Origin of the sequence: Pseudoduganella lutea (assembly GCF_004209755.1) — a bacterium.
GTDB classification, from domain to species: Bacteria; Pseudomonadota; Gammaproteobacteria; order Burkholderiales; family Burkholderiaceae_D; genus Rugamonas; species Rugamonas lutea.
This window is the reverse complement of record NZ_CP035913.1, coordinates 2,107,851-2,132,488: the sequence shown is the minus strand read 5'-3', so window position 1 is coordinate 2,132,488 and position 24,638 is coordinate 2,107,851. Positions and strand designations below refer to the sequence as shown.

At 65.3% G+C, this 24,638-nt stretch carries 21 protein-coding genes; 12 read left to right on the top strand and 9 right to left on the bottom strand.

The genetic code is table 11. The features are described from left to right. Window positions 1-11: 11 nt before the first annotated feature. The 5 genes from EWM63_RS08970 to argS are packed head-to-tail and all read right to left on the bottom strand — an operon-like array spanning window position 12 to window position 4,775. Complete coding sequence (locus EWM63_RS08970; RefSeq protein WP_229487819.1) at window positions 12-824, bottom strand: biotin--[acetyl-CoA-carboxylase] ligase; 813 nt, start codon at window positions 822-824, stop codon at window positions 12-14. Then, window positions 821-1,663: an SDR family oxidoreductase gene (locus tag EWM63_RS08965; protein WP_130186223.1), complete on the bottom strand. Its 843-nt coding sequence runs from the start codon at window positions 1,661-1,663 to the stop codon at window positions 821-823. Before EWM63_RS08965 ends, EWM63_RS08970 begins: the two co-directional genes overlap by 4 nt. Further along, the gene (locus tag EWM63_RS08960) at window positions 1,663-2,346 is read right to left on the bottom strand and encodes a thiol:disulfide interchange protein DsbA/DsbL (protein WP_130186222.1); all 684 of its coding nucleotides are present in this window, start codon (window positions 2,344-2,346) and stop codon (window positions 1,663-1,665) included. Before EWM63_RS08960 ends, EWM63_RS08965 begins: the two co-directional genes overlap by 1 nt. A 10-nt stretch (window positions 2,347-2,356) precedes the next feature. Further along, entirely contained in the window at window positions 2,357-3,037 is a 681-nt protein-coding gene (locus EWM63_RS08955) for an SPOR domain-containing protein (RefSeq protein ID WP_130186221.1), read from the bottom strand. Between the two features lie 25 nt (window positions 3,038-3,062). Then, window positions 3,063-4,775 (bottom strand): arginine--tRNA ligase, encoded by a 1,713-nt coding sequence (gene argS, locus EWM63_RS08950; RefSeq protein ID WP_130186220.1) that lies wholly within the window; start codon window positions 4,773-4,775, stop codon window positions 3,063-3,065. A 546-nt stretch (window positions 4,776-5,321) separates the two neighbouring features. Here argS and rsmB point away from each other — a divergent pair. The 10 genes from rsmB (at window position 5,322) to EWM63_RS08900 (ending at window position 15,577) form a co-directional block, all read left to right on the top strand. Beyond that, on the top strand, window positions 5,322-6,635 hold the full coding sequence (rsmB, locus tag EWM63_RS08945; RefSeq protein WP_229487936.1) for a 16S rRNA (cytosine(967)-C(5))-methyltransferase RsmB: 1,314 nt from the start codon (window positions 5,322-5,324) through the stop codon (window positions 6,633-6,635). Between the two features lie 203 nt (window positions 6,636-6,838). Further along, complete coding sequence (locus EWM63_RS08940; RefSeq protein ID WP_229487818.1) at window positions 6,839-7,378, top strand: DUF4390 domain-containing protein; 540 nt, start codon at window positions 6,839-6,841, stop codon at window positions 7,376-7,378. Then, the gene (locus tag EWM63_RS08935) at window positions 7,379-9,688 is read left to right on the top strand and encodes a sensor histidine kinase (protein WP_130186218.1); all 2,310 of its coding nucleotides are present in this window, start codon (window positions 7,379-7,381) and stop codon (window positions 9,686-9,688) included. An 81-nt stretch (window positions 9,689-9,769) separates the two neighbouring features. Then, on the top strand, window positions 9,770-10,489 hold the full coding sequence (locus EWM63_RS08930) for a response regulator (protein WP_130186217.1): 720 nt from the start codon (window positions 9,770-9,772) through the stop codon (window positions 10,487-10,489). Window position 10,490: 1 nt separating this feature from the next. After that, the gene (locus EWM63_RS08925; RefSeq protein ID WP_130186216.1) at window positions 10,491-10,877 is read left to right on the top strand and encodes a GTPase; all 387 of its coding nucleotides are present in this window, start codon (window positions 10,491-10,493) and stop codon (window positions 10,875-10,877) included. A 110-nt stretch (window positions 10,878-10,987) separates the two neighbouring features. Next, window positions 10,988-11,245: a BTH_I0359 family protein gene (locus EWM63_RS08920; RefSeq protein WP_130186215.1), complete on the top strand. Its 258-nt coding sequence runs from the start codon at window positions 10,988-10,990 to the stop codon at window positions 11,243-11,245. 93 nt (window positions 11,246-11,338) lie between these two features. Continuing rightward, on the top strand, window positions 11,339-12,145 hold the full coding sequence (locus EWM63_RS08915) for a class II glutamine amidotransferase (protein ID WP_130186214.1): 807 nt from the start codon (window positions 11,339-11,341) through the stop codon (window positions 12,143-12,145). Between the two features lie 25 nt (window positions 12,146-12,170). Further along, window positions 12,171-13,463 carry an EAL and HDOD domain-containing protein gene (locus EWM63_RS08910; RefSeq protein ID WP_130186213.1) on the top strand — a complete coding sequence of 431 codons (1,293 nt, stop codon included), beginning with the start codon at window positions 12,171-12,173 and terminating at the stop codon, window positions 13,461-13,463. 16 nt (window positions 13,464-13,479) lie between these two features. Continuing rightward, window positions 13,480-14,409: an ABC transporter ATP-binding protein gene (locus EWM63_RS08905; protein WP_229487817.1), complete on the top strand. Its 930-nt coding sequence runs from the start codon at window positions 13,480-13,482 to the stop codon at window positions 14,407-14,409. A 10-nt stretch (window positions 14,410-14,419) separates the two neighbouring features. Beyond that, window positions 14,420-15,577 (top strand): ABC transporter permease, encoded by a 1,158-nt coding sequence (locus EWM63_RS08900; protein WP_130186211.1) that lies wholly within the window; start codon window positions 14,420-14,422, stop codon window positions 15,575-15,577. A 77-nt stretch (window positions 15,578-15,654) separates the two neighbouring features. Here the strand turns inward: EWM63_RS08900 and metH are convergent, their stop codons facing one another. The 4 genes from metH to def all read right to left on the bottom strand — a co-directional run bounded on the left by metH (window position 15,655) and on the right by def (window position 21,967). Continuing rightward, complete coding sequence (gene metH / locus EWM63_RS08895) at window positions 15,655-19,401, bottom strand: methionine synthase (RefSeq protein ID WP_371861239.1); 3,747 nt, start codon at window positions 19,399-19,401, stop codon at window positions 15,655-15,657. Between the two features lie 200 nt (window positions 19,402-19,601). After that, complete coding sequence (locus EWM63_RS08890) at window positions 19,602-20,210, bottom strand: PEP-CTERM sorting domain-containing protein (protein WP_207221264.1); 609 nt, start codon at window positions 20,208-20,210, stop codon at window positions 19,602-19,604. 249 nt (window positions 20,211-20,459) lie between these two features. After that, window positions 20,460-21,416, bottom strand: coding sequence for a methionyl-tRNA formyltransferase (gene fmt / locus EWM63_RS08885; protein ID WP_130186209.1), 957 nt, complete (start codon window positions 21,414-21,416; stop codon window positions 20,460-20,462). Between the two features lie 11 nt (window positions 21,417-21,427). Then, window positions 21,428-21,967, bottom strand: coding sequence for a peptide deformylase (def, locus tag EWM63_RS08880; RefSeq protein ID WP_130186208.1), 540 nt, complete (start codon window positions 21,965-21,967; stop codon window positions 21,428-21,430). 364 nt (window positions 21,968-22,331) lie between these two features. Here def and EWM63_RS08875 point away from each other — a divergent pair, with 364 nt between their 5' ends. Further along, on the top strand, window positions 22,332-23,426 hold the full coding sequence (locus EWM63_RS08875) for a LysM peptidoglycan-binding domain-containing protein (protein ID WP_130186207.1): 1,095 nt from the start codon (window positions 22,332-22,334) through the stop codon (window positions 23,424-23,426). Window positions 23,427-23,589: 163 nt separating this feature from the next. Further along, the gene (dprA, locus tag EWM63_RS08870; protein WP_229487815.1) at window positions 23,590-24,606 is read left to right on the top strand and encodes a DNA-processing protein DprA; all 1,017 of its coding nucleotides are present in this window, start codon (window positions 23,590-23,592) and stop codon (window positions 24,604-24,606) included. Window positions 24,607-24,638 lie beyond the last annotated feature (32 nt).

The following is a 24,638-nucleotide window of genomic DNA, read 5'->3' as shown; positions in this document are numbered from 1 at the left end:
CGCCGCCACCATCACGCAAGCCTCAGCGACACGTCGCCTGACAGCACGGCCACGCGGCCGCCAGGCGTATCGAGCAGCAGCCGGCCGGCGTCGTCGACACCGGCGGCGATCCCTTGCTGGATGATGTTGCCCTGGTCCAGGATATTGACGGGCTCGCCGCGCCATGCCTGCAGCGCATTCCACCGGTCGCGGAACGGCGCAAAGCCCGTATCGTCGAACTCCGCCAGTACGGCGGCCAGGCGCGACAGCAGCAGCGCCACCAGCGCGTTGCGATCCATCCGCGCCAGCCAGGGCGCCGACGCGACGGCGCGGCCGATCTGCGCCTCCATATCGTCGGGCATGACAAGGTTCATGCCGCAGCCGATCACGGCCCACAGCGTGCCATCGGGCGCGGTGCCCGTCTCGACGAGAATGCCGGCCAGCTTGGCGCCATCCTTCATCAGGTCGTTCGGCCATTTCAGCTGCACCGGCACGTCGAGCGACGCCACCGTTTCGGCCAGCGCCACGCCCACCGCCAGCGGCAGCCCGGCCAGCCGCTGCAGCGGCCCCTTGAACGGCCATGCCAGCGAAAACGTCAGCGATGCGCCGGGTGCCGACAGCCATGGGCGCCCGGCGCGGCCACGGCCGGCCGTCTGCACGTCGGCGATCCTCAGCACGGGGCCGGAGAGCGTGCCGGCCGGCAGGCGGGCCAGCAGGTCGGCATTGGTGGAACCGGTTTCCGCCACGGCCTCGATGGCCACGTGGGAAGCGCTGGCGGCGCAGCGCGCGCCGATGCTGCCAGGGTCCAGGAGCGAAGCGGGGGCGAAGGACATGGAATCGGTCATGATGCGGATTTGCGCGCCTTGCGCGGCGCGCGGGCAAAGGCCAGATCATACAGCGCGTCCGGCAGCCAGCGCAGCAGCCTTGCCACCACGCCCATCTGCCACGGAATCACACGGTAGCGCACGCCGCCGGCAATCGCCCGCACCGCGCTGGCGGCAAAGCGTTCCGGCGTCATCAGGAATGGCATGTGGTACTTGTTCTGGCGGGTCATCGGCGTGTCGATGTAGCCGGGGGCGATCGTGACCACGCGAATGCCGTGACGGCGCATTTCCAGCCGCAGCGCTTCGCAATACGTGACGACGGCGGCCTTCGAGGCACTGTAGGCGCCGCCGCCCGGCAACCCGCGCACGCCGGCCACGCTGGCGATACCGACGAGCGTGCCGTGGCCCTGTTCGCGCATCGCCTCGATGAAGGGCGCGAACGTGGCCACCGTGGCGGTCACGTTGGTGGCGATGATCGTTTCGAAGACCGGCAAGTCTTCGGGCACTTCGGTCAGCGTGCCGTGCGAGATGCCGGCACTGGCGATCACGATGTCGATGCCGCCGGCGTGCGCGATGAAGGCGCGGGCCGCGGCGGCGAGCGCCGCGTGGTCGCAGACGTCGCCGGCATGAATGCTGTGCTTTTCGGGGAAGGGGAGGGACGCGGCCAGTTCGCGCAATACCGGCTCGCGGCGGGCAAACAGGCCGAGGGTGGCGCCTTGCGCCGCATACCGGGCGGCGAGGGCGGCGCCGATACCGCTGGAAGCGCCCGTGATGAACACGCGCGGGCCGGCAGCGGCCGAAAGCTTGGTCAATGCGGTGGCCGATGCCTTGGCCGATACGCTGGCCAATACATCAGCCATTATTTTTTCTCGGCCTTCGCCTTCGCGACGAGGAAGTCGAGCACCTGCGTGGTGGCCTGCTGCTGCGCGGCCTCGGTATCGAGGTTCTTGTTGGCTTCGCCCGTCAGGCTGGGCGACGCCTGCCAGCGGCCATCGACGATGATCAGCGGCCAGTACTCGACCTTGTAGCTTTCCATCAGCGCGGCCGAGCGGCGCACCTTGCCGGCCACGCCGAACGAGCGATAGGTGTCGATGAACTTCTGGCGGTCGACGCCATGCTTCGCCACCCAGTCGAATACTTCGTCGTCGCGGGTAAAGGTCTGGCCACCGCCGTGCAGTGCCGCCAGCACCTTCGGCTGCAGCGCATCGGCCAGGCCGAGCGATTCCAGCGAGTAGTACAGCTTCTGCTGCGGCGCCAGGCGCTCGTTGTAGGGCACGTGCACGCGCTTGAAGACGATGTTGTCGCCCTGCTTCTTCACCCAGGCCGACAGGGTCGGATCGAATGTGTGGCAATGCGGGCACCAGTAGGCGAAGAACTCGATCACCTCGACCTTCTTGCCGGTGTCGGTCGGCTGCGGCGTCGGCAGCGCCTTGTACTCGGCGCCTTCCTTCGGCGCGGCGGGCGAGGCGGCCGCGCCGGCGGCGAAGAAGGCGAACACGGTGGCGGAGAGGATCTGCTTCAAGGTCGGCTTCAACAAGCGCATGAGGGCTCCATCATTTCTGGTTGCGGACGACGGCGACATCGACGCCGTTCTCGGACAGCTTGCCGCGCACCTTGTTCATCGCCTCGACCTGCGTGAACGGACCCACGCGCACGCGGTGCAGCACGCCCGAATCGGTGGTGCGGTCGGTAACGGACGCTTCAAAGCCCAGCAGCGCCAGCTTGGCGCGCACGGCTTCGGCATCGGCCGTTTCACGGTAGGCGCCGGCCTGCAGGTAATACACCCACTTGTCCTCGCCCGCCGGGGATGGCGCAGGAGCGGCCGATTGCGTCGGCGGCGCGGCCGTGTTGGGCGGTACCGGCGAGGCCGGCGTGCCGGCCTTCGGCTCGCCGCCATTCTGGATACGGTCCACCACGGCTTGCAGCGGATCGGCGGCCGGCGTGGGTGCCGGTGCCGCCTGCGGCTGTTTCTGCTCGCGTTCGAAGTCGCGGTTGGCGCTGCGCGCCGCTTCGCGGTTGCCGTACATCGGCTTGTTCGGATCGGCGATCTGGCCGGACGATTCGGCCGGCTTGTTGGCGCGCGCCGTGCGTTCGGTGAACGGGGACTGCCCCTTGGTGATGACCAGCGCCACGATGACCGCGATGACGAGACCAATGACCAGGCCGATGATGATGCCGACCAGCGTGCTGCCCTGCTGGCGCGTGCGCAGCAGGGGGGAAGTGCGGAAACTCATTGTGCGGGAAGTCCTTTCAGTCGTCTTACATTTTCTCCGGCGCGGATACGCCGATCAGCGCCAGGCCGTTGCGCAGCACCTGGCGGGTCGCCACCGCCAGCGCCAGGCGGGCCAGCTTCAATGCCTCGTCGTCATCGAGCAGCCACTTGTGGGCGAAGTAATAGCTGTGCAGTTCGCCGGCCAGCTCGCGCAGGTAGAACGCGACCTGGTGCGGGCCCAGCTCGGCCTGGGCGCGCTGCAGCATTTCCGGGTACTCGGCCAGCTTGGCCAGCAGGCTGGCCTCGTGCGGCGCCGTCAGCAGCGACAGGTCGACGCCGGCCAGTTGCGCCTCGTCGCCGCCCCAGTTGGCCAGCGCGGAGCAGATGCGCGCATGCGCGTACTGCACGTAATACACCGGGTTCTCGTCGGAAGTCTTCAGCGCCACGTCCACGTCGAATACGAACTCCGTATCGGCCTTGCGCGAGATGAGGAAGAAGCGCACGGCATCGCGGCCCTTGGCGATGTCGCCGCCGCCCGACCATTCGATCAGGTCGCGCACCGTGACATAGGAGCCGGCGCGCTTGGAGATCTTTACTTCGGCGCCATCCTTCATGACGGTGACCATCTTGTGCAGCACGTAGTCGGGGTAGCCCTGCGGGATGCCCAGGCCCACCGCCTGCAGGCCGGCGCGCACGCGCGCAATGGTGCCGTGGTGGTCGGAGCCCTGCACGTTGATCGCCTGCGTGAAGCCGCGCTGGAACTTGACGATATGGTAAGCCACGTCCGGCACGAAGTACGTGAACGTGCCGTCGGTCTTGCGCATCACGCGGTCCTTGTCGTCGCCGTAGTCAGTGGTGCGCAGCCACAGCGCACCGCCATCCTCGTACGTGTGGCCGTTCGCCACCAGCGCGCCGACCGCCGCTTCCACCTTGCCGTCCTTGTACAGCGAGGACTCCAGGTAGTAATTGTCGAACTTCACGCCGAACGCCTGCAGGTCGATATCCTGCTCGTTGCGCAGGTAGGTCACGGCAAACGCGCGGATCGATTCCAGGTCTTCCACGTCGCCGGAACCGGTGACCGGCGCGCCATCGCTGGCGGACACTGTCTTTTTCGCCAGGAAGTCGGCGGCGATGTCGGCGATGTAGTCGCCGTTATAGGCCGATTCGGGCCAGCCGGCGTCGCCCGGCTTCAGGCCGCGCGCACGCGCCTGCGTGGAGGTGGCCAGCGTGTGAATCTGCACGCCGGCATCGTTGTAATAGAACTCGCGCGTCACGCCGAAGCCCTGCGCCTCGAACAGCGCCGACAGCGCATCGCCCAGCGCCGCCTGGCGGCCGTGGCCCACGTGCAGCGGCCCGGTCGGGTTGGCCGACACGAATTCGATGATCACGCTCTTGCCGGTGCCTGCTTCGCCGCGGCCATAGGCAGCGCCTTGCGCCAGCACGGTCCGGACGATGGCCTGCTTGGCGGCGTCGGCCACGCGCAGGTTGATGAAGCCGGGGCCGGCGATGTCCGCCGAGGCGACCAGCCCTTTGCCATCGGGATTTTCCAGCAGCGCGGCGACGATTTTCGTGGCCAGTTCGCGCGGGTTCATTTTCAGCTGCTTCGCCAGTTGCATGGCGATGTTGCAGGCAACGTCGCCATGCGCCGGGTCGCGCGGGCGCTCGAGCACCACGTTGGCGGTCACGGAAGTGCCTTCCAGCAGGGGGGCGAGGGCGGCCTGGAACAGGGCGGCGATCTGTTGTTTTTGTTGGGCGAGCATGGGCGGATTCGTACGGATCTGAACGGAAGTAAATCGGTGTAAAAAACGCGCAGAACGCGTCTCGAAGATCGGACATTATACCGGTTTGCGTTCCCCTTTGATAAATGACAAGTGGCGCGGCGGGCCGCGCCGCACTGCTACAATCCTGCCCTTGACAGAGCACCACGAAAGAACACGATGAACAAGCGCCCGACGCTGTCGCTGAAGAGCAAGCCAGCCCCGGCCACCAAAAAGCCGGCCGCCCGCAAACCGGCGCCGGCCAACGCCACCGGGGCAGCGAAGCCCGCCGCAAAGCCCGCGGTAAAGCCGTCGTCGGCACCTGCTGCAAAGCCAGCCGCAAAGCCAGCCGCAAAGCCAGCCACGCCAGCCACGCCAGCCACGCCGGCGGCTCAGCAGCGGCCGGCATCGAGCCCCTGGGAAGGCACCCGCGCCAGGGGTGCGGAGCGCAAGTCCGCGCCGCGCCCGGCCGAGCCGCCGCGGCCGCGGCCCCGTCCGGAAGCGCCACCCGGCCCGCGCGCCAGCCACCACCGCGACCTCAAGCCGCGGCTGCAAACGGAATTCCAGGCCGAGCTGAAGTCCGATTCGCTGGCCTTTGCGCTGCTGGGCGCGGCGACCGCCGTGGTCCAGGTGCGCGGCGGTATGGCGCTGCCGCAGGCACTGGCCGGCGTGTTCGCCAACCCTGCCACCACGCCGCAGGCGCGCGGTGCCATCCAGGACGTGGCTTACCGCGCGATGCGCCAGCTTGGCCGCAGCGATGCATTGGTGGCCGCGATGGCGCCGAAGGCACCCGATCCGCTGGTGGGGGCGCTGCTGGCCGCCGCGCTGCCGCTGATGGGGGCGGGCGAAGACGGGCCGGCGCCCTACGAAGCCTTCACCGTCGTCGACCAGGCCGTGACCGCGGCCGGTTCGCACCCCGATACGGCGCGCGCGAAAGGCATGGTCAATGCGCTGCTGCGCCGCTTCCTGCGCGAACAGCAGGCGCTGCTGGCCGATGTGCTGCAGCAGCCGGTGGCGCAGTGGAACTACCCGCAGTGGTGGATCGATGCCGCCATCACCGCGTATCCGCAGGAATGGGAGCAGGTACTCGCGGCCGGCAACGTGGCGCCACCGCTGACGCTGCGCGTGAATACCCGCAAGGGCACTGTCGATGCTTACCTGGAGTTACTCGCGCAGGCCGGCATCGGCGCGCGCCGCATCGGCGAGCACGCGGTGCGCCTCGACAAGCCGATGGGCGTGCACCTGATTCCCGGGTTCGATGCCGGCCTCGTGTCGGTACAGGATGCCGGCGCCCAGCTTGCCGCGCAGCTGCTCGATGTCCAGGACGGCATGCGCGTGCTGGATGCCTGCGCCGCGCCCGGCGGCAAGACCGGCCATATCCTGGAGCTGGCCGATGCCGACCTGACGGCGCTGGACGTGGACCCGCAGCGGCTGGCGCGCGTGCGCGAGAACCTGGACCGGCTGCAACTGTCGGCCACGCTGCAGGCGGCCGCAGCCCAGGGCCGCGAGTGGTGGGACGGCCAGCCTTTCGACCGCATCCTGGCCGACGTGCCGTGCACGGCCTCGGGCATCGTGCGCCGCCATCCGGATATCCGCTGGCTGCGCCGCAAGGGCGATACGCTCCAACTTGCAACACTTTCCGGGCAAATTCTCGACAATCTTTGGCAGATGCTGCGGCCCAATGGTAAATTGCTGTTCGTGACATGTTCGTTGTGGCCGCAGGAATCCGAGGCGCAGGCGGCCGCTTTCGCGGTGCGCAATCGCGCCACGCGACTCGATGCGCCCGGTCAGCTGCTGCCCGCGGGTGGGGCCGAACAGGATCACGATGGATTGTTTTACGCGTTGTTCCGCAAGGATGCATAGTCTGGTTCGAAGGAGGCACGATTCGAAGGATGCATGATTCCGGTGGCGCGTGGAATTTCCGGCCAGTCCAGGCTCTTTGGCGCCTGGCTGACTGGCTCCCGGCTTGGCTTCCGGCTTTTAGCCCCTGTTTTCGGCCTTAACCAACTAAAGCACCAACCCAAGCGCAAGTGATCCCCAGATTCGTTCGATTCCTCTGCTGGCAAATGCTGCTGATGCTGGCCTGCGCCCTGCCGCAGGCGGCGCGCGCCGCCGAAGGAACCGTCGAAATCACCCGTGCCTACATCGAAGCGGCGGAAGAGGGCTACCGCCTGTCCGCCGCGTACTCGTTCGACCTGAACCACGGCCTGGAAGACGCGCTGCAATACGGCGTGCCCGTGAATTTCGCCACGCAGATCACGTTCACCCGGCCGCGCTGGTACTGGTTCGACGAGAAGGCCGTGACCGCCAGACGCACCCACAAGCTTTGGTACAATGTGCTGACGCGCCAGTACCACGTGCAGATCGAAGGCAGCGTGCGGCAGAATTTCGATTCCCTGGAAGATGCCCTGTTTTTCATCCGGCGCCCCACGCGCTGGGTCGTGGCCCCGCGGGGCGCGCTGAAGGTGGGCGAAATCTATAACGTCACCCTCAGCATGGGCATGGACCGCGACTACCTGCCCAAGCCGATCCAGCTCAATGCCTTCAACAACCGCGACTGGAACCTGGCTTCGCAAAAGAGAACCTTCCAGTACAGGGCGGAGTAAGTGACCCAGACCTTGCGGTATCTGTTCGTCGTTGCAGGGGCCGTGTGCAGCATCTTGCTGTTCCTGCTGGCGTCCGCTTCCGACAGTTCCGGTTTCTTCGACCGTTATTATTCCTGGCTGCTGGGCCTGAATGCCGCCGTCGCCGTGGCATTGCTGCTGCTGGTCGGCGTTTCCCTGTTCCGCCTGTATTCCCGCTACAAGAGCGGCAAGTTCGGCTCGCGCCTGATGACGCGGCTGGTAATGCTGTTCGCCGCCATCGGCGTGTTGCCGGGGCTCGTGATCTTCCTCGTGTCCGTGCAGTTCGTGTCGCATTCGATCGAGTCATGGTTCAACGTGCGCGTCGAGGAAGCGCTGGAGGCGGGCCTGGACCTGGGCCGCTCGGCGCTCGACGCGTCGCTGGTGGAGCTGAAGGGCGAGGTGGACAAGACGGCCCAGGAACTTGCCTCGCTGCCGTTCTATGCCGCGCCCTCGGCGCTGGCGCGCTTCGTCAAGGAACATCCGCGCGTGCAGAGCGCGATCATCGTCGATGCCGAGGGAGGGCTGATCGTTTCGGCCGTCGGCGAGCGCCGCATCAACCTGTCCGGCGACCTGCCGACCGCCGCGATGATGGCCAAGGCGCAGGAAGAGCCGCCGTATGCCGTGCCCGAAGGCGGCAGCGAAGCGCGCGACGAGCGCGCGGCCGCGGCCCCGCCGGACCCCAACAATGTGCTGCGCCTGCGCGTGCTGATGCCGGTGCCCGATCCGGTGCAGCCTTCCGGCGGGCGGCTGGCGCCGCGCTACCTGCAGATCATCCAGGCCGTTTCGCCGCAACTGGCCAACGACGGCGAGATGCTGCGCACCGCGTACAGCGAATACAAGGAACGCTACGTCGCCCGCAACAGCTTGCGGCGGATGTACATCGAGACGCTGACCCTGACCCTGCTGCTGGCCGTGTTCGGCGCGATCGCGGCGGCATTCCTGATCGCGAACGACCTGGCGCAACCGCTGCTGCTGCTGGCCGAAGGCACCCGCGCGGTGGCCGAGGGCGACCTGTCGCCGCGCCCCATCGTCGCCAGTTCCGACGAGCTGGGCACGCTGACCCAGAGTTTCAACACGATGACGCGCCAGCTTTCCGAGGCGCGCAGCGCGGTCGAACGCAACCGCATCGCGCTGCAGAATGCCAAGGCCCACCTGGAATCGGTGCTGGCCAATATGTCGGCCGGCGTGATGGTGCTGGACAGCGAATTCCGGCTTGTCACGTGCAACGACTCGGTCGAACGGATCCTGCAGAAGGCCGGCGTGACGCTGATCGGCAAGCCGCTGGCCGACGTGGATGGCATGCACGAATTCGCCGCCGCCGTGATTGCCGCGTTTTCCGCCCAGAGCGCCCAGTCGGCGGCCGGCCGCAACGTGCAGCGCCTGCACTGGCAGCGCCAGATCGAAATCCCGCGCCTGGCCAGCAATCCGGACGACAATGACCTGATCCTGCTGACGCGGGGCTCGCGCCTGCCGCTCGAAGGCGGTGGCGGCTACATCGTGGTGTTCGACGACATCACCGACGTGATCTCGGCCCAGCGCTCGATCGCCTGGGGCGAGGTCGCGCGCCGGCTGGCGCACGAGATCAAGAACCCGCTGACGCCGATCCAGCTGTCGGCCGAACGGCTGCAGATGAAGCTCGAGAGCAAGCTGGCGCCAACCGACGTGGAATTGCTGAACAAGAGCACTACCACGATCGTCAACCAGGTGGCGGCGATGAAGCGGATGGTCGACGATTTCCGCGACTATGCACGCACCCCGCCGGCCCAGCTCGGGCCGCTCGACCTGAACGAGCTGGTGGAAGAAATCCTGCACCTGTACGTGGCCGGCGACGGCAACGACATCATCCACCCACACCTGGCGCCCTACCTGCCGATGGTGATGGGCGACGAAACGCAGCTGCGGCAGGTGATCCACAACCTGCTGCAGAATGCCCAGGATGCGCTGGCCGACCTGCCCGAAGGGGCGGAGGGAACGCCGGCCGAAGGCAAGCGCGCGCCGCGCGTGGACGTCGTCACCGAGGCGATCCACTACCAGAGCGCGGATGGCGGCACGCGGATCGCGGTGCGCCTGTCGATTTCCGACAATGGGCCCGGCTTCGCGCCGAAGATCCTGGCCCGCGCGTTCGAACCCTACGTGACGTCGAAAGCGCGCGGCACTGGCCTGGGCCTGGCCATGGTGAAAAAGATCGTCGACGAGCATGGGGGGCGGATCGACATCCAGAACCATCCGGACGGTTGTGGCGCTTCGGTACTGATTTTGCTGTTAAAGTTGGCACCGGTGCAGTTGGCATAATATTGAAGGACACATAAAATCGTTGTCACGACCAGCACAACGCCGGACAACCGGCGAAAAAGAAAAGAAGGGCAGGGATAGATGGCAAACATTCTCGTAGTTGATGATGAAATGGGTATCCGGGAACTGCTCTCGGAAATCCTCGGGGACGAAGGGCATGCGGTGACGCTGGCGGAAAACGCCCAGCAGGCCCGCCAGGCCCGCGCGGCCGGGGCGCCCGATCTGGTCCTGCTCGACATCTGGATGCCGGATACGGACGGCGTCACGTTGCTGAAGGAATGGCAGCGCGACGGCTTGCTGACGATGCCGGTGATTATGATGTCCGGCCACGCGACGATCGATACCGCGGTCGAGGCCACCCGTATCGGCGCGCTGAACTTCCTGGAAAAGCCGATTGCAATGCAGAAGTTGCTGAAGGCCGTGCAGGCGGGCCTGGCGCGCGGCCAGGAAGTGGTGCGCGCGCCCGTGATGGCGCAGCGGCCAGCGGCCCTGCCGCCCGTCGAGGAGGCGGCGCCGCCCAGCTTCGGCGTGCAGCCGGCGCCACCCCAGGGCGCGCATGGCATCGCCGTGGCGCGTGGCGGTGGCGAAGGCCATATGTTCAGCCTGTCGTTCGACCTGCCGCTGCGCGAGGCGCGCGATGCATTCGAACGCATGTACTTCGAACACCACCTCGGGCGTGAAGGCGGCAGCATGACGCGCGTGGCCGAGAAAACGGGCCTGGAGCGCACCCACCTGTACCGCAAGCTGAAGCAGCTGGGCGTGGAGCCGGGCAAGCTCGCCAAGAAAAACCAGCAAGTCTGAGTTGCCGCCCCCCGTCATCACCACACTGGTGACCGGCCAGCGCGCCGTCGATCGCGAAACCGCGATTGCGGCGCGCCTGCCGGCGCCTGATCCGGCATCCGCCCCGGTGGCCGTCATCATCGAAGGCCTGGCCGACCCGCATTCCCCGCTTGCCGAATGTCCGCACGTGGCATTGCACCGCATCGCTCCCGGCTGCCTATGCTGCGCCGGTAACGTGGTGTTGCGTGTTACATTGAATCGTCTCTTGCGGCGCCCGCCGGCGCAGCTCTTTATCAGCCTGGCTGATGCCACCCATGTCGGACAGTTGCGCGCGATGTTGTCGGCGCCGCCCTACGATGCGCTGCTGTCCCTCTGCGACGACGTCGCGGCACCCGCCCTCGCTTCCTGACTTCGCCGGCTCGCCTCTTGAAATGGGCTGTCACAGCCCCACCTCGAAAGTGAAATGGAAAGCCAACAATACGGAACCCGCCGGTTTCGTCCTTGAGAGAAGGAAGCGACATGAACCTCATCTATAACAGCGAGCAGTACAGCGTCGTCGAGTTCGGACCCGATCGCGATCTCGAATCCTTGCGCTTCGGTGGCTACGAAATCGTCGACAAGGGCGGCAAGCGCGAAATCTTCATTGCCGGTGTACTGGCGCAAAACTTCCGGCGCGACGTCAACCAGCTCATCGCCAATGAACCCACGATGGAGGAAATCGACGAATTCCTCGGCAACTACGATTCGCTGATGAGCCAGCCCGTATTGCTGCATTAACGCGTACTGAGCCACACGCGATCCGCGCGCCCGGATCTTCCAGTGGCGCACGTGTGGTAAGGTGACGGTCGGCAATACCTTATCACGTATACCATGTGCCAACTCCTGGGAATGAACTGCAATGTGCCGACCGACATTGTGTTCAGTTTTACCGGCTTCGCCCTGCGCGGCGGCCGCACCGATGTCCACCACGATGGCTGGGGCATCGCATTTTTCGAAGGCGCCGGTGTGCGCCATTTCGTCGATCACCAGCCGGCCGTCGATTCGCCGGTGGCCACGCTGATCAAGACCTACCCGATCAAGTCGCGCAACGTCATCGCGCACATCCGCAAGGCAACGCAGGGCGAGGTGGCGCTCGAGAACTGCCATCCGTTCATGCGCGAGCTGTGGGGTCGCTACTGGGTATTCGCCCATAACGGCGACCTGAAGCAATTCAATCCCGTGCTGGATGGCCCTTACCGGCCCGTGGGCACCACCGACAGCGAGCGTGCGTTCTGCTGGCTGCTGCAGGAATTGCGCAGCCGGTTCGGCGACGTGCGCCCCGCGCTGGCCGATCTCGGCGCGGCGCTCGGCGAACTGGTGCCCCGCATTGCCGCGCACGGCACGTTCAACATGATGCTGTCCGATGGCTCGGCACTGTTTTCCCATTGCTCCACCAAGCTGTTCTGGCTCGTGCGCCAGCACCCGTTCGAGACGGCGATCCTGTCCGACGAGGACGTGCGTGTCGACTTCTCGCAAGTGACGACGCCCCACGACCGCGTGGCCATCATCGTTACGCAGCCGTTGACGACGAACGAGCGCTGGACGGCATGCGCAGCAGGGGAAATGCAGTGTTTTGTGGACGGATTACCTCAGAAAAACATATTTCCACCAACGGCCACGCCGGGAATGTCAGAATAATTAAAAATCGAGAGAACGTTTTCCCATGATCGACCTGTCCGGCTCCAACCTGTCCCGCTCCCTGCGCGTGCGCGAGTTCTACCTCGGCCGCCAGCCCATCCTCGACCGCGGTGGCGCGCTGTTCGGCTACGAGCTGCTGTTCCGTAACGGTCCGGTCGGGCCGGCGCACATCGACACCAGCGAACTTTCCGCCACCGCGGCCGTGATCGCCCATGCCTCCCAGCTGGGCGTGGAAAAGGTGATCGGCGACGGCCTGGGCTTCGTCAATGTCGACGAGCAGGCATTGAACAGCGATATCTTCGGTTTCCTGCCCCGGGAAAAAATCGTGCTGGAAATCGTCGAGACCCTGCAGGCCACGCCCGCCGTGCTGGCGCGGATGGCCGACCTGGCCAGCCACGGTTTCCAGTTCGCACTCGACGATGTGCGCGGCGACAGCGCACAGTTGCAGGCCATGTTGCCGATGACGCAGTTCGTCAAGCTCAGCATGCGCGGGATGGACGACGGGGCGCGGCCGGACATGCTGGCCCCGCTGGCGCGCCAGCTGAAGGGCGACGGCAAGCAGCTCGTCGCGGAAAAAGTGGAAACGCGCGAGGAATTCGCGGCCTGCCTGAACCTGGGCTTTGATTATTTCCAGGGCTATTATTTCGCCCGGCCGATCATCCTGAGCGGCAAGAAACTGTCGCCATCGCAGCTGGCGGTGATGGAGCTGATGACGCTGGTGGTGTCGGACGCCGACAATATCGAGATCGAACGGGCGATCAAGCGCGACGCGTCGCTGGCGATGAACCTGCTGCGTCTCGTGAACACGCCGGCGGTGGGCGCACGCCAGCGCATCGATTCGCTGAGCCAGGCCGTGACGATCCTTGGCCGCCGCCAGCTGCAGCGCTGGCTGCAGATCATGCTGTATGCGGAGCCGGGCAAGCGTGGCGGCAGCCAGACCCCGCTGCTGATGCTGGCCACCACGCGCGGCCGGTTGCTGGAACTGCTGGCGCACAAGCTGCGGCCGGCCCACCGCCATGTGGCCGATATCGCCTTCACGGTCGGCATCATGTCGCTGATGGATACGCTGTTCTCGATCCCGATGGCCGAGCTGCTGACACAGATCGCCGTCAGCGACGAAGTGGCCGAGGCGCTGCTCTACCGCAGCGGCTTCTTTGGCGAACTGCTGAAACTGGCCGAATGCATCGAGCGCATCGAAGACCTGGAAGACGAAATCATGCCGGCCCTGCTCGACCTGGAAATGTCCACCGATGAACTGGTGGAGCTGGAAATGTCCGCCTACGAGTGGAGCGACAACGTGGTGCGCTACGCGATCTGAATCGATGCGGGACGTATTGCTGGATGTACGTGACCTGGCCAAGGCTTATGGCCGGCGGCAGGCGGTGGACGGCGTGTCGTTCCATGTGCGGCGCGGCCAGACGGTTGGGCTGCTGGGGCCGAACGGCGCAGGCAAATCGACGATCGTCGGCATCATCTCGGGCATCCTCGATGCCGACGCCGGCACTGTGCTGCTCGATGGCGCGGCCGTGGGCACGCGTGGCCATGCCACGCGGCGCCGCATCGGGCTGGTGCCGCAAGACCTGGCGCTGTACGACGACCTGCCGGCCATCGAGAACCTGAAGCTGTTCGGCGCGCTGTATGGCCTGAAGAACGCCGCGCTGGCAGGGCGCTGCGCGGCGGTGCTCGAACTCGTGGGCCTGGCCGACCGCGCACGCGACAAGCCATTGACCTTTTCGGGCGGCATGAAGCGGCGCCTGAACATCGCCGCGGCACTGCTGCACGAACCCGCGCTGCTGATCCTCGACGAGCCGACCGTCGGTGTCGACCCGCAAAGCCGCAACGCGATCTTTGAAACGCTGGCGGCACTGCAGGGCAGCGGGATGGCGCTCGTCTATACCAGCCACTACATGGAAGAAGTGGAACGGCTGGCCGACCATATCGTCATCATCGACCATGGCAAGGTACTGGCGGACGCAAACCCGGCGGAGCTGTACGCGCGGTTGCCGGCGCGCGCCGCGCTGCACGTCGAACTGGCGGCGCCGCTGTCCGGCGAACTGGCCGCCGGGCTCGCCCGGTTGCCCGGTATTGCCGGCGTCTCGGGCGAAAGCCTGGCTTGGGACGTGCGGCTCGAAGACGGCACCCAGGCAATCGCCGTGCTCGACTGGCTGCGCGACCGGGGGCAGGTGCCGGTGCACTTCGCCACCGCCCGCGCCCGCCTCGAGGATGTGTTCCTCGACCTCACCGGCCGCTCGCTGCGCGACTGAAACGACGACCATGACCGCCATCCTCGCCCTGATCCGCAAGGACCTGCTCCTCTACATCAACGACCGGCGCGCGCTGGTGATCCACCTGCTGGTACCGGTCATCGTGGCCGCGTTCTTCGGCTCGCTGTTCGGCGGTGCCGGCAATGGGCAGGGGGGCAAGATCGACATCGCCGTCGTGCAGCAGGACCGGTCAAGCCTGGCCACGCAGGTGACGGCGAGCCTGAAAGCCGATCCGAACCTGCGCGTGCAGGTGCTGCCGCTCGATGACGCACGGGGGAGGGTGGCCGCCGGGAAGGTGACCGTGGCCATCGTGATCCCGGCGGGGTTCGGCGACGCGGCGGCCGGTGCGCTGGCCGGAGCGGGCGGCGTGCCGGAGTTGCCGCTGCTGTACGATCCATCGCATGCGACCGTGCTGGCGATGGTGAAAGGCTTGCTGATGCACCATGTCATGCAGCACCTGAATGCGCAGGTGTTCGCGCGCGCCGCCGGCCCCGGAGTGGCCCTGCCGCCCGGGGCCGGCAAGCCGTTCGCCACGCGCGAGAAGGCCGTCAGCGCCGGCCCGGCCTATGATGCCTACGCCCACTCGTTTGCCGGCATGGGCGTGCAATTCATCCTGTTCATGGGCGTGGACTGGGGCATCGGCCTGCTGACGGCGCGCCGCACCGGCATCTGGAGCCGCTTGCTCGCCGCACCCGTCACGCAGGGGCAGGTGCTGCTGTCGCGGCTGCTGTCCGGTACGATCATCGCGGCGGTATTGCTGGTGACGATCTTCCTTTGCGCGGTGGTGCTTTTCGGCGTGACGATCACGAATCCGCTGGGCTTCATGCTCGTGACACTGGGATTCGCGCTGATGACGGCCACGTTCGGCATCCTGGTCGCCGCGCTGGGCCGCACGCCGGAAGCGACGCGCGGCATCGCCACGTTTGCCACGCTGATGATCGTGATGCTGGGTGGTGCCTGGGTGCCGTCATTCATCTTCCCTGAATGGCTGCAACAGGCTTCGCTGATGATGCCGGCGCGCTGGGCGATCGACGGCCTCGACGCGGTCACGTGGCGTGGCCTGGGCATGGAAGCGGCGTTGCGCTGCGCCGGCGTGCAGCTGGGCTTTGCCGTGCTGTTCGGCCTGGTGGCCGCATGGCGGTTCAAGGCCCGCGCCAGCGAAGCCTGAAGGGCGTAACCACGCGCCATGAATGGACCCGTGGCGGGCGCTCCCGCCAGGCCGCGCGGGCGGCGGGCCGTGCCGGCTTACAGGTTCGGCGCCAGCCAGCTTTCCAGCTGTGCCTTCGACACGTCGCGGCGCTTTGCCATATCGTCCAGCTGGTCTTCGTTGATCTTGCCGACCGTGAAGTACTTCGACTGGGGATGGGCGAAATAGAAGCCGGCCACGGCGGCACCGGGGAACATGGCGAACGATTCGGTCAGCTCCATGCCGATCTCCTCGGCGCCCGTCACGCGGAACAGGTCGGCTTTCACCGTGTGTTCCGGGCAGGCCGGGTAGCCCGGCGCGGGGCGGATGCCGGTGTATTCCTCGCGGATCATCTGCTCGTTGGTCAGCCGCTCGTCCGCCGCGTAGCCCCACAGGTCCTTGCGCACGCGCTCGTGCAGGTATTCCGCGAACGCTTCGGCCAGCCGGTCGGCCAGCGATTTCAGCATGATCGACGAGTAATCGTCATGCGCATCCTCGAAGCGCTTCTCGTACTTTTCGATGCCCAGCCCGGCCGTCACCGCGAACATGCCGAGGTAGTCCTTCACGCCGGACGCCTTCGGGGCGATGAAGTCGGCCAGGCACTGGTTCGGGCGCTGCACGCCGTCGATCACCGGCTTCACGCCCTGCTGGCGCAGGCCGTAGTACGTGAATGCCACCTCGCTGCGCGTCTCGTCCGTGTAGACCTCGATGTCGTCGTCGTTCACGCTGTTGGCGGGCAGCAGGGCAACCGTGCCGTTGGCCGTCAGCCAGCGGCCTTCGATGATGCGCTTGAGCAGCGCCTGGCCTTCTTCGAAGACCTTGGTGGCCGCCTCGCCCACGACTTCATCGGTAAGGATCGCCGGGAACGGGCCGGCCAGGTCCCAGGTCTGGAAGAACGGGCCCCAGTCGATGTATTGCGCGATCAGCGCGAGGTCGACGTTGCGGAACAGGCGGCGGCCCACGAACTTGGGCCTGACCGGTGCAAAGTCCAGTTTCGCCTTGTTCGCGCGGGCGGCGGCCAGCGTCACCGTCGGCAGCGCCTTCTTGTTCGCGTGCTGTTCGCGGATGCGGGCATAGTCGGTATCGAGTTCCTGCACATAGCGGTCGCGCGCCTCGGGCGTCAGCAGCGACTGCGCCACCGAGACGGAGCGCGATGCGTCCGGTACATACACGACCGGGCCGTCGTAGTTGTGGGCGATCTTCACGGCGGTGTGCGCGCGGCTCGTGGTGGCGCCGCCGATCAGCAGCGGGATCTTCAGCATGCGGAAGTGCTCGTCGCGCTGCATTTCCTTGGCCACATGCGCCATTTCTTCGAGCGATGGCGTGATCAGGCCCGAAAGGCCGATGATGTCGGCGTTCTCCACCTTGGCGCGCGCCAGGATCTCGGACGCGGGCACCATCACGCCCATGTTCACCACTTCGAAGTTATTGCATTGCAGGACGACCGAAACGATGTTCTTGCCGATGTCGTGCACGTCGCCCTTCACGGTGGCGATGACGATCTTGCCCTTTGGTTTCGCCACGATGCCGGTGCGTTTTTCCTCGGCGAGTTTTTCTTCCTCGATGTACGGGATCAGGTGGGCCACGGCCTGCTTCATCACGCGGGCCGATTTCACCACCTGCGGCAGGAACATCTTGCCCTGGCCGAACAGGTCGCCAACGATGTTCATGCCATCCATCAGCGGGCCTTCGATCACGTTGATCGGGCGGCCGCCGCTGTTGAACACCTGCTGGCGCATCTCCTCGGTATCTTCGGTGATCCACTGCGTGATGCCGTGCACCAGCGCGTGCGCCAGGCGCTTTTCCACCGGCGCTTCGCGCCATTCGAGGTTCGCTTCCTGCTGCTTGCCGCCGGCCTTCAGCGTGCCGGCGATTTCGATCATGCGTTCCGTCGCGTCGGGGCGGCGGTTCAGTACCACGTCCTCCACGCGCTCCTTCAGTTCGGCCGGCAGGTCGTCGTACACGCCGACCATGCCCGCGTTGACGATGCCCATCGTCATGCCGGCCTTGATCGCGTGGTACAGGAACACGGTGTGGATCGCCTCGCGCGCCGGGTCGTTGCCGCGGAACGAGAACGACACGTTCGACACGCCGCCGGAAATCTTCGCGTGCGGCAGGTTGTCGCGGATCCAGCGCGTGGCATTGATGAAGTCGACCGCGTAGTTGTTGTGCTCATCGATGCCGGTTGCCACGGCGAAGATGTTCGGGTCGAAGATGATGTCTTCAGCCGGGAAGCCCACTTTTTCCGTCAGCACCTTGTAGGCGCGCTCGCAGATCTCGATCTTGCGCTCGAACGTGTCGGCTTGGCCCGTTTCATCGAACGCCATCACGATCACGGCGGCGCCATAGCGGCGGCACAGGCGCGCCTGGCGGATGAACTCGGCCTCGCCTTCCTTCATCGAGATCGAGTTGACGATCGACTTGCCCTGCACGCATTTCAGGCCGGCTTCGATGACCGACCATTTCGATGAGTCGATCATGATCGGCACGCGCGAGATGTCCGGCTCCGAGGCGATCAGGTTCAGGAAGCGCGTCATGGCCGCCTGCGAATCGAGCATCGCCTCGTCCATGTTGATGTCGATGACCTGGGCGCCGTTCTCCACCTGCTGGCGCGCGACGGACAGCGCTTCGTCGTACTGCTCGTTCAGGATCATCCGCGCGAACGCCTTGGAGCCCGTGACGTTGGTGCGCTCGCCCACGTTGACGAACAGCGAGTCGTCGTCGATCGTGAACGGCTCCAGGCCGGACAGGCGCTGCGCGACCGGGATACGCGGCAGCGTGCGTGGCTTCATGTCCTTGAGCAGGTCGACGATGGCGGCGATGTGGTCCGGCGTGGTGCCGCAGCAGCCGCCGGCCATGTTGATGAAGCCGGCGCCGGCGAATTCCTGCAGCAGGGCCGACGTGTCGGCCGGCAGTTCGTCGAAGCCGGTGTCGCTCATCGGGTTGGGCAGGCCGGCGTTCGGGTAGATGCACACGAAGGTATCGGCGATCTGCGACAGCTCCTCGGCATAGGGGCGCATCAGCGCCGCGCCCAGCGCGCAGTTCAGGCCGATGGTCAGCGGCTTCGCGTGGCGCACCGAATTCCAGAAGGCCGGCACGGTCTGGCCGGACAGGATGCGGCCCGAAGCATCGGTCACGGTGCCGGAGATCATCAGCGGCAGCCGCTCCTGCTCCGGGTGGTCATCGAAATACTGGTCGATCGCGAACAGTGCCGCCTTGCAGTTCAGCGTGTCGAAGATGGTTTCCACCAGCACCACGTCGATGCCGCCCTCGACCAGCGCACCGAGCTGCTCGTAATACGACGCGACCAGCTGGTCGAACGTCACGTTGCGGGCCGCCGGGTCATTGACGTCCGGCGAGATCGATGCCGTCTTCGGCGTCGGGCCCAGCGCGCCGGCCACGAAGCGCGGCTTGTCCGGCGTGCTGTACTTGTCCACCGCCGCGCGGGCCAGCTTCGCGGCCTGCAGGTTCATCTCGCGCACGAGATGGGCCATGTGGTAATCGTCCTGCGCGATGCCGGTGGCGCCGAAGGTGTTGGTTTCAATGAGATCGGCACCGGCCGCCAGGTAGCGCTCGTGGATTTCCTGGATGATGTGCGGCTGCGTGAGATTGAGCAGCTCGTTGTTCCCTTTCACGAACAGCTCGCGTGCACCGCTGTCGGCCGGTGCCGCGAACGTGGCAAAGCGTTCGCCGCGATATGCCGCTTCATCGAGCTTGTATTGCTGGATGATCGTGCCCATCGCGCCATCGAGGAACATGATGCGACGCGACAGGATGTCGCGCAGTCGCGCTTCGGTCTGGGAGATGGGGCGGGACAGGGACACGGGCTGGTTCATTGGCATCGATGGCAAACGGGAAGGGGGTACTGATTATACGGTAAAGTGCGCGGCAAAGCGGCAGGGGGCGCCTTGCGGCCGGCTCGGGGCGCACATGCGAAAACCGCGCCGACCTTCCCGCGCAAAGCGCAGGCCGGTCGGCGCGGCCGCATGAAGGGCGATTGACGAGGTCAGCCGCGCACTTGCAGCGCTCCCTTGCGACGGCGCGCCGTGCCCACGACGACCAGCAGGCCGGTGGCCAGCATTGCCCACGTGCCCGGCTCCGGCACGGCCAGCATGTGCACCTGGAAATTGGACTGGGCGTTGTACAAACCGCGCTTGCCGATGGAGAACGTGGTGTCGCTGGTCCAGAGGTAGGCACTTTCCGAAGACGAAAACGGCGTCATCACGTAGTCGAATTCGCCACTGCCGGAGACGAAATAATGCCCCCTGCTGACAAAGCCTTCAGGATCAGAGCTGCCGATACCGGCGGAAAAATCCAGCGCGCCGCCGATCTTGTAGAGAAAATTGTCGGTGCCACATTGGTAGTACGCATTGCTGCCAGCGGCGCAGCCAATATAATCCGTTCCATTCAGGAAAAAAGAGGAGATTTCCGTCTTGTCCAGAAAACCGTCATGGTTTGCATCGTTACCCGAAAACGAGCCTTTCAGCTGATAGGAGTCCGAGAAATTTCCAGTGTTTTGATCCAGAAAACCCGTGTACGAAAAATTGTACGTGGGAGCTGCGTTAGCGCCGCAGCTGACGGCCAGTAACATGGCGATTGCAACAGTCTTTAACATGACAATTCTCAACAAAAGGTGAAGAGAATACATATTAACTGGCCCAGCTTTGCGATGGAACAAATTCTCGATTGGTTTGTGTGCGATTACAACGCCTTGATTATTCAAAGATTATTCGAAATATCTTGAGCGAAATATATTGCGCCGAATGGAATCAGGCGCCGTTCGATGTGCTTACATCGTCGTGCAATGACGGACGAAAACGCGGCCGGCATTGCATGGACTGCAAGGTTCGATAGCTGCGCGCTGTTATGTGAAACGTTGGCCTTCGAGAGCGAAGCCCTTGATGAACTCGGCGGCGGGCAGCCGTTTGCCGCCCGGTTTCTGCAGTTCGGTCAGGCGCAATGCGCCGCCGCCGCAGGCGACCACGATGCCATGCTGGGCATCGGCGGCAATGACCTGGCCCGATGGCGCCGCGCTGTCGGCATCCAGCGATTCGGCACCCCACAGCTTGATGACCGTGCCGTTCACCGTGGCATGCGCGCCGGGGAAGGGATTGAAGGCCCGGATCTTGCGGCCAAGCTCGCGCGCCGGCAGGGTAAAGTCGAGCGCGGCTTCTTCCTTGGCGATCTTGGCGGCGTAGGTGACACCGGCCTCCGGCTGTGGCACGGCCTCGATCACATCGTGTTCCATCTTGCTCAGCACCTTCACCACCATGCCGGCGCCCATGGCCGCCAGCCGGTCGTGCAGCGTGGCTGTCGTGTCTTGCGGGCCGATCGGCGTGCGTTCGATCAGCAGCATCGGCCCCGTATCGAGGCCTTCCTCCATCTGCATGATGGTGACGCCCGTTTCATGGTCGCCGGACTCGATCGCGCGGTGGATCGGCGCGGCGCCGCGCCAGCGCGGCAGCAGCGAGCCGTGGATATTGATGCAGGGCTTGATGTCGAGCGTGCTGCGCGGCAGGATCAGCCCATAGGCGGCGACCACCATCGCATCGTAGTCGGTCGCGCACAATAATTCGTGCGCGGCCTGTGCCTCCTGCGCACGCTGCGGGTCTTTCGCATCCAGCCGCAGCGACAGCGGCTGCGCCACGGGAATGCCGTGGGCCACCGCGTATTGCTTGACGGCCGAGGGTTGCAGGTGCAGGCCGCGGCCGGCCGGGCGGTCCGGCTGCGTCAGCACGAGGGGAATTTCAAAGCCCGCGGCGTGGATGGCCCGCAGCGCCACGGCTGCGAACTCGGGAGTACCGGCGAAGACGACCTTCATCGGGCGCCCGATCAGCGGCGGCCGGCGGCGCGCAACTGGCGCTCGCGTTCGATACCGCGCTCTTCCTTCTGCAGCTTGGTCTTGATGCGGTTGCGCTTGAGCGGCGACAGGTATTCGACGAATACCTTGCCCATCAGGTGATCCATTTCATGCTGAATGCACACGGCCAGCAAGCCATCGGCATCCACTTCGAAGAACTCGCCTTTTTCATTCTGCGCGCGCACCTTCACCCTGGCTGGACGTTCCACATCGTCGTAGATACCGGGCACCGACAGGCAGCCTTCGTCATAGACCTGCTTCTCGTCGCTGGCCCACAGCACCTCGGGATTGATGTAGGCGGTCAGCTGGTCCTTTGTTTCGCTGATATCGATGACGATCACGCGCTCGTGCACATCGACCTGCGTGGCGGCCAGGCCGATGCCGGGCGCGTCGTACATTGTCTCGGCCATGTCGGCAACGAGGCGCGCGATGCGTTCGTCGAACTCGGTGACGGGCTTGGCGACCTTGTGCAGGCGCGGGTCGGGATAGCGGAGGATGTTCAATTTCGACATGGATGATCTGGTAAAAGGATGCGAATTACGTAAAACCTGCAGGGTGGCGTTCAGGGATGCGTGATCGAAATGATTACGCCTCGCAAAAAAGCAACGCCCGAACAAGCGCCCGGCACGCATTACAGCGTTGTTCGGCTTGTCGCGCGGTTTAGGCTTGTCAACACAGGGTAAAGTTAGGCAGAATGATTCCGTTCGGCAACTTCTTCGTATGCTTGTTTTATCTGCCTGTTTTCCATGACGACTTCGTTAACCAAATCGAAATCGTGCAAGAAAGCATCATAAGGAAGCATGACAAAGAAGCGTCGAAGCAACATCGACAAACACGAACCGGACGCTTTTCGTGCCGAATCAACGGACATATTTAATGAAAAATTTTAGCACAGTCGGCACCCGCCTGTTGCTCGCCATGGCGTTTTCCGGGGCGAGCGCGATGTCTGCCGCGGCACAGGACAGCCGTTGCGAGTTCCGCCCGAACGCGCCGGACCAGCACACCGTTGCCAGGGGCGACACGTTGTGGGATATCGCTGGAACGTTCCTGCAGAAGCCCTGGTGCTGGCCCCGCGTGTGGGGCTTGAACCAGGCGGAAATCGCCGATCCGCACTGGATCTATCCCGGCCAGGTCATCTGGTTCGATCGCGCCGCCGGGCGCTTGCGGCTGGGCAGCAGGTTGACTCCTGCCGAGCCCGGTACTGTCAGGCTGTCGCCGCGCGAGCGCACCGAAGGGCTGGGCAAGGATGCCATTCCCGCCATCCCGCCCGGCGTGATCGAACCGTTCCTGGCGCAGCCGCTGATCGTGGAGTCGGACGAGTTGAAGGATGCGCCGCGCATCGTGGCCACCGCCGGCAACCGGGTGTTCCTCGGCAAGGATGACAAGGCCTATGTGCGGGGCAACCTGAAGGGCGCCACGTCCTTCCAGGCTTTCCGACCCGGCAAGCCGCTGCGTGACCCGGTCACGAAGGCCGTGGTGGGCCACGAAGCGCATTATCTCGGCACGCTGGCGTTGCAGAAGGAAGCGGCACCGGGTGCGGACGTGCACACGTTCATCGTCACCGGCGCAAAGGAGGAGATGGGGGCCGGCGACTTGCTGATGCGCAGCGAGCCCGTGCCGATACAAAACTACGTGCCGCATCCGCCGGCCGTGCCGGTCAATGCGCGCGTGCTCGCCATCTACGATGGCGTGGTGCATGCGGGCCAGAACCACGTGGTCTCGATCAATCGTGGAAAGCTTGACGGGCTCGACGTCGGTGCCACCCTCGAGCTGTACCATGTCGGGCAGACGGTAGCCGACAGGTCGGCCAGCAAGGGCTGGCACAATCTCGGCAATCCGCAGGTCAGGCTGCCGGACGAACAGGTCGGCAGCCTGTTCATCTTCCGCGTGTTCAAGCATGTTTCCTATGGCCTGATCATGCAGGCGACCGAACCGGTAGTGGTCGGCGACGTTGCCAGAACCCCGGAGTGACCCCGCCGTGCAAGCCACGGATTCCCTTTTCCCTGAAGGCGCCGCGCAGAGTGCTGCGCAGTGTGCTGATACCCTGTTGCCCTGGCTGCGCCTGACGATGATGCCGGGCCTGCCGCGCCACGCGGCGGCGCGGCTGATCCGCGCGCATGGCACGGCACAAGCCGTGATCGACGCGGCACGCGAAAATCGCCTTGCCGACGTGAATGCCGTGGTGCCGGCAGCGGCGCTTGCCGCGCCGTTCGCGGCGCGCGCGCGCGCGGTTGCCGAAGCCACGCTGCATTGGGCCAGCCAGCCCGGCAACCATTTGCTGACGCTGAACGACGCGGCCTATCCAACGGAGCTGAAAGAGATTGCCGATCCGCCAGTGCTGCTGCACGCGCAAGGTGATCTCTCACTGCTGGACGGATGGAATGCAAAATGCAATGCGGCAGGCAATGCGGTCGGCATCGTCGGCAGCCGCAAGGCCACGATGCAAGGCATGGCCAATGCCCGCAACTTCGCACGCACCTTGTCGGAGGCGGGCGTTACGATCGTGTCGGGTCTTGCGCTCGGCATCGATGCCGCCGCGCACCAGGGCGGCCTGGCCGGCGCCGGATCGACCGTGGCGGTGGTGGGCACCGGCATCGACGTGATCTATCCGGAATCGAACGCGGCGCTGGCTGCGCGCATTCGCGACGCCGGTTGCCTGCTCAGTGAGTTCGCGCTCGGTACTTCCGCGCGCAAGCAATACTTCCCGATCCGCAACCGCATCATCAGCGGCTTGTCGCGCGGCGTGCTCGTGGTCGAAGCAACGGAGAAGTCGGGTTCGCTGATCACCGCGCGCCTTGCCAACGAACAGGGGCGCGACGTGTTCGCGATTCCCGGTTCGATCCATTCGGCACTGTCGAAAGGTTGTCACAAGCTGATACGCGATGGCGCGAGACTGGTCGACACCGCGCACGATATCCTCGAAGCATTCGGTATCAGGAAGGCAGCGAGCGAGACGGTGATGCTGGAAGAATTGACGGCGGCCGCCGATGTGCTGTTAACGGCATTGACGTACGATCCAGTACCCGCCGATGAACTGGCGGCAAGGCTGAAACTCGACCCGGCTGACACTCAGGCAAGTTTGCTTGCACTAGAGTTAGCAGGTGTTGTGGAACGGCTGCCGGGTGGTGTTTTTCAGCGACTGAAACGGTGAAAACCAGAAGTGCGGTCTTGTGCCGCGCCGAT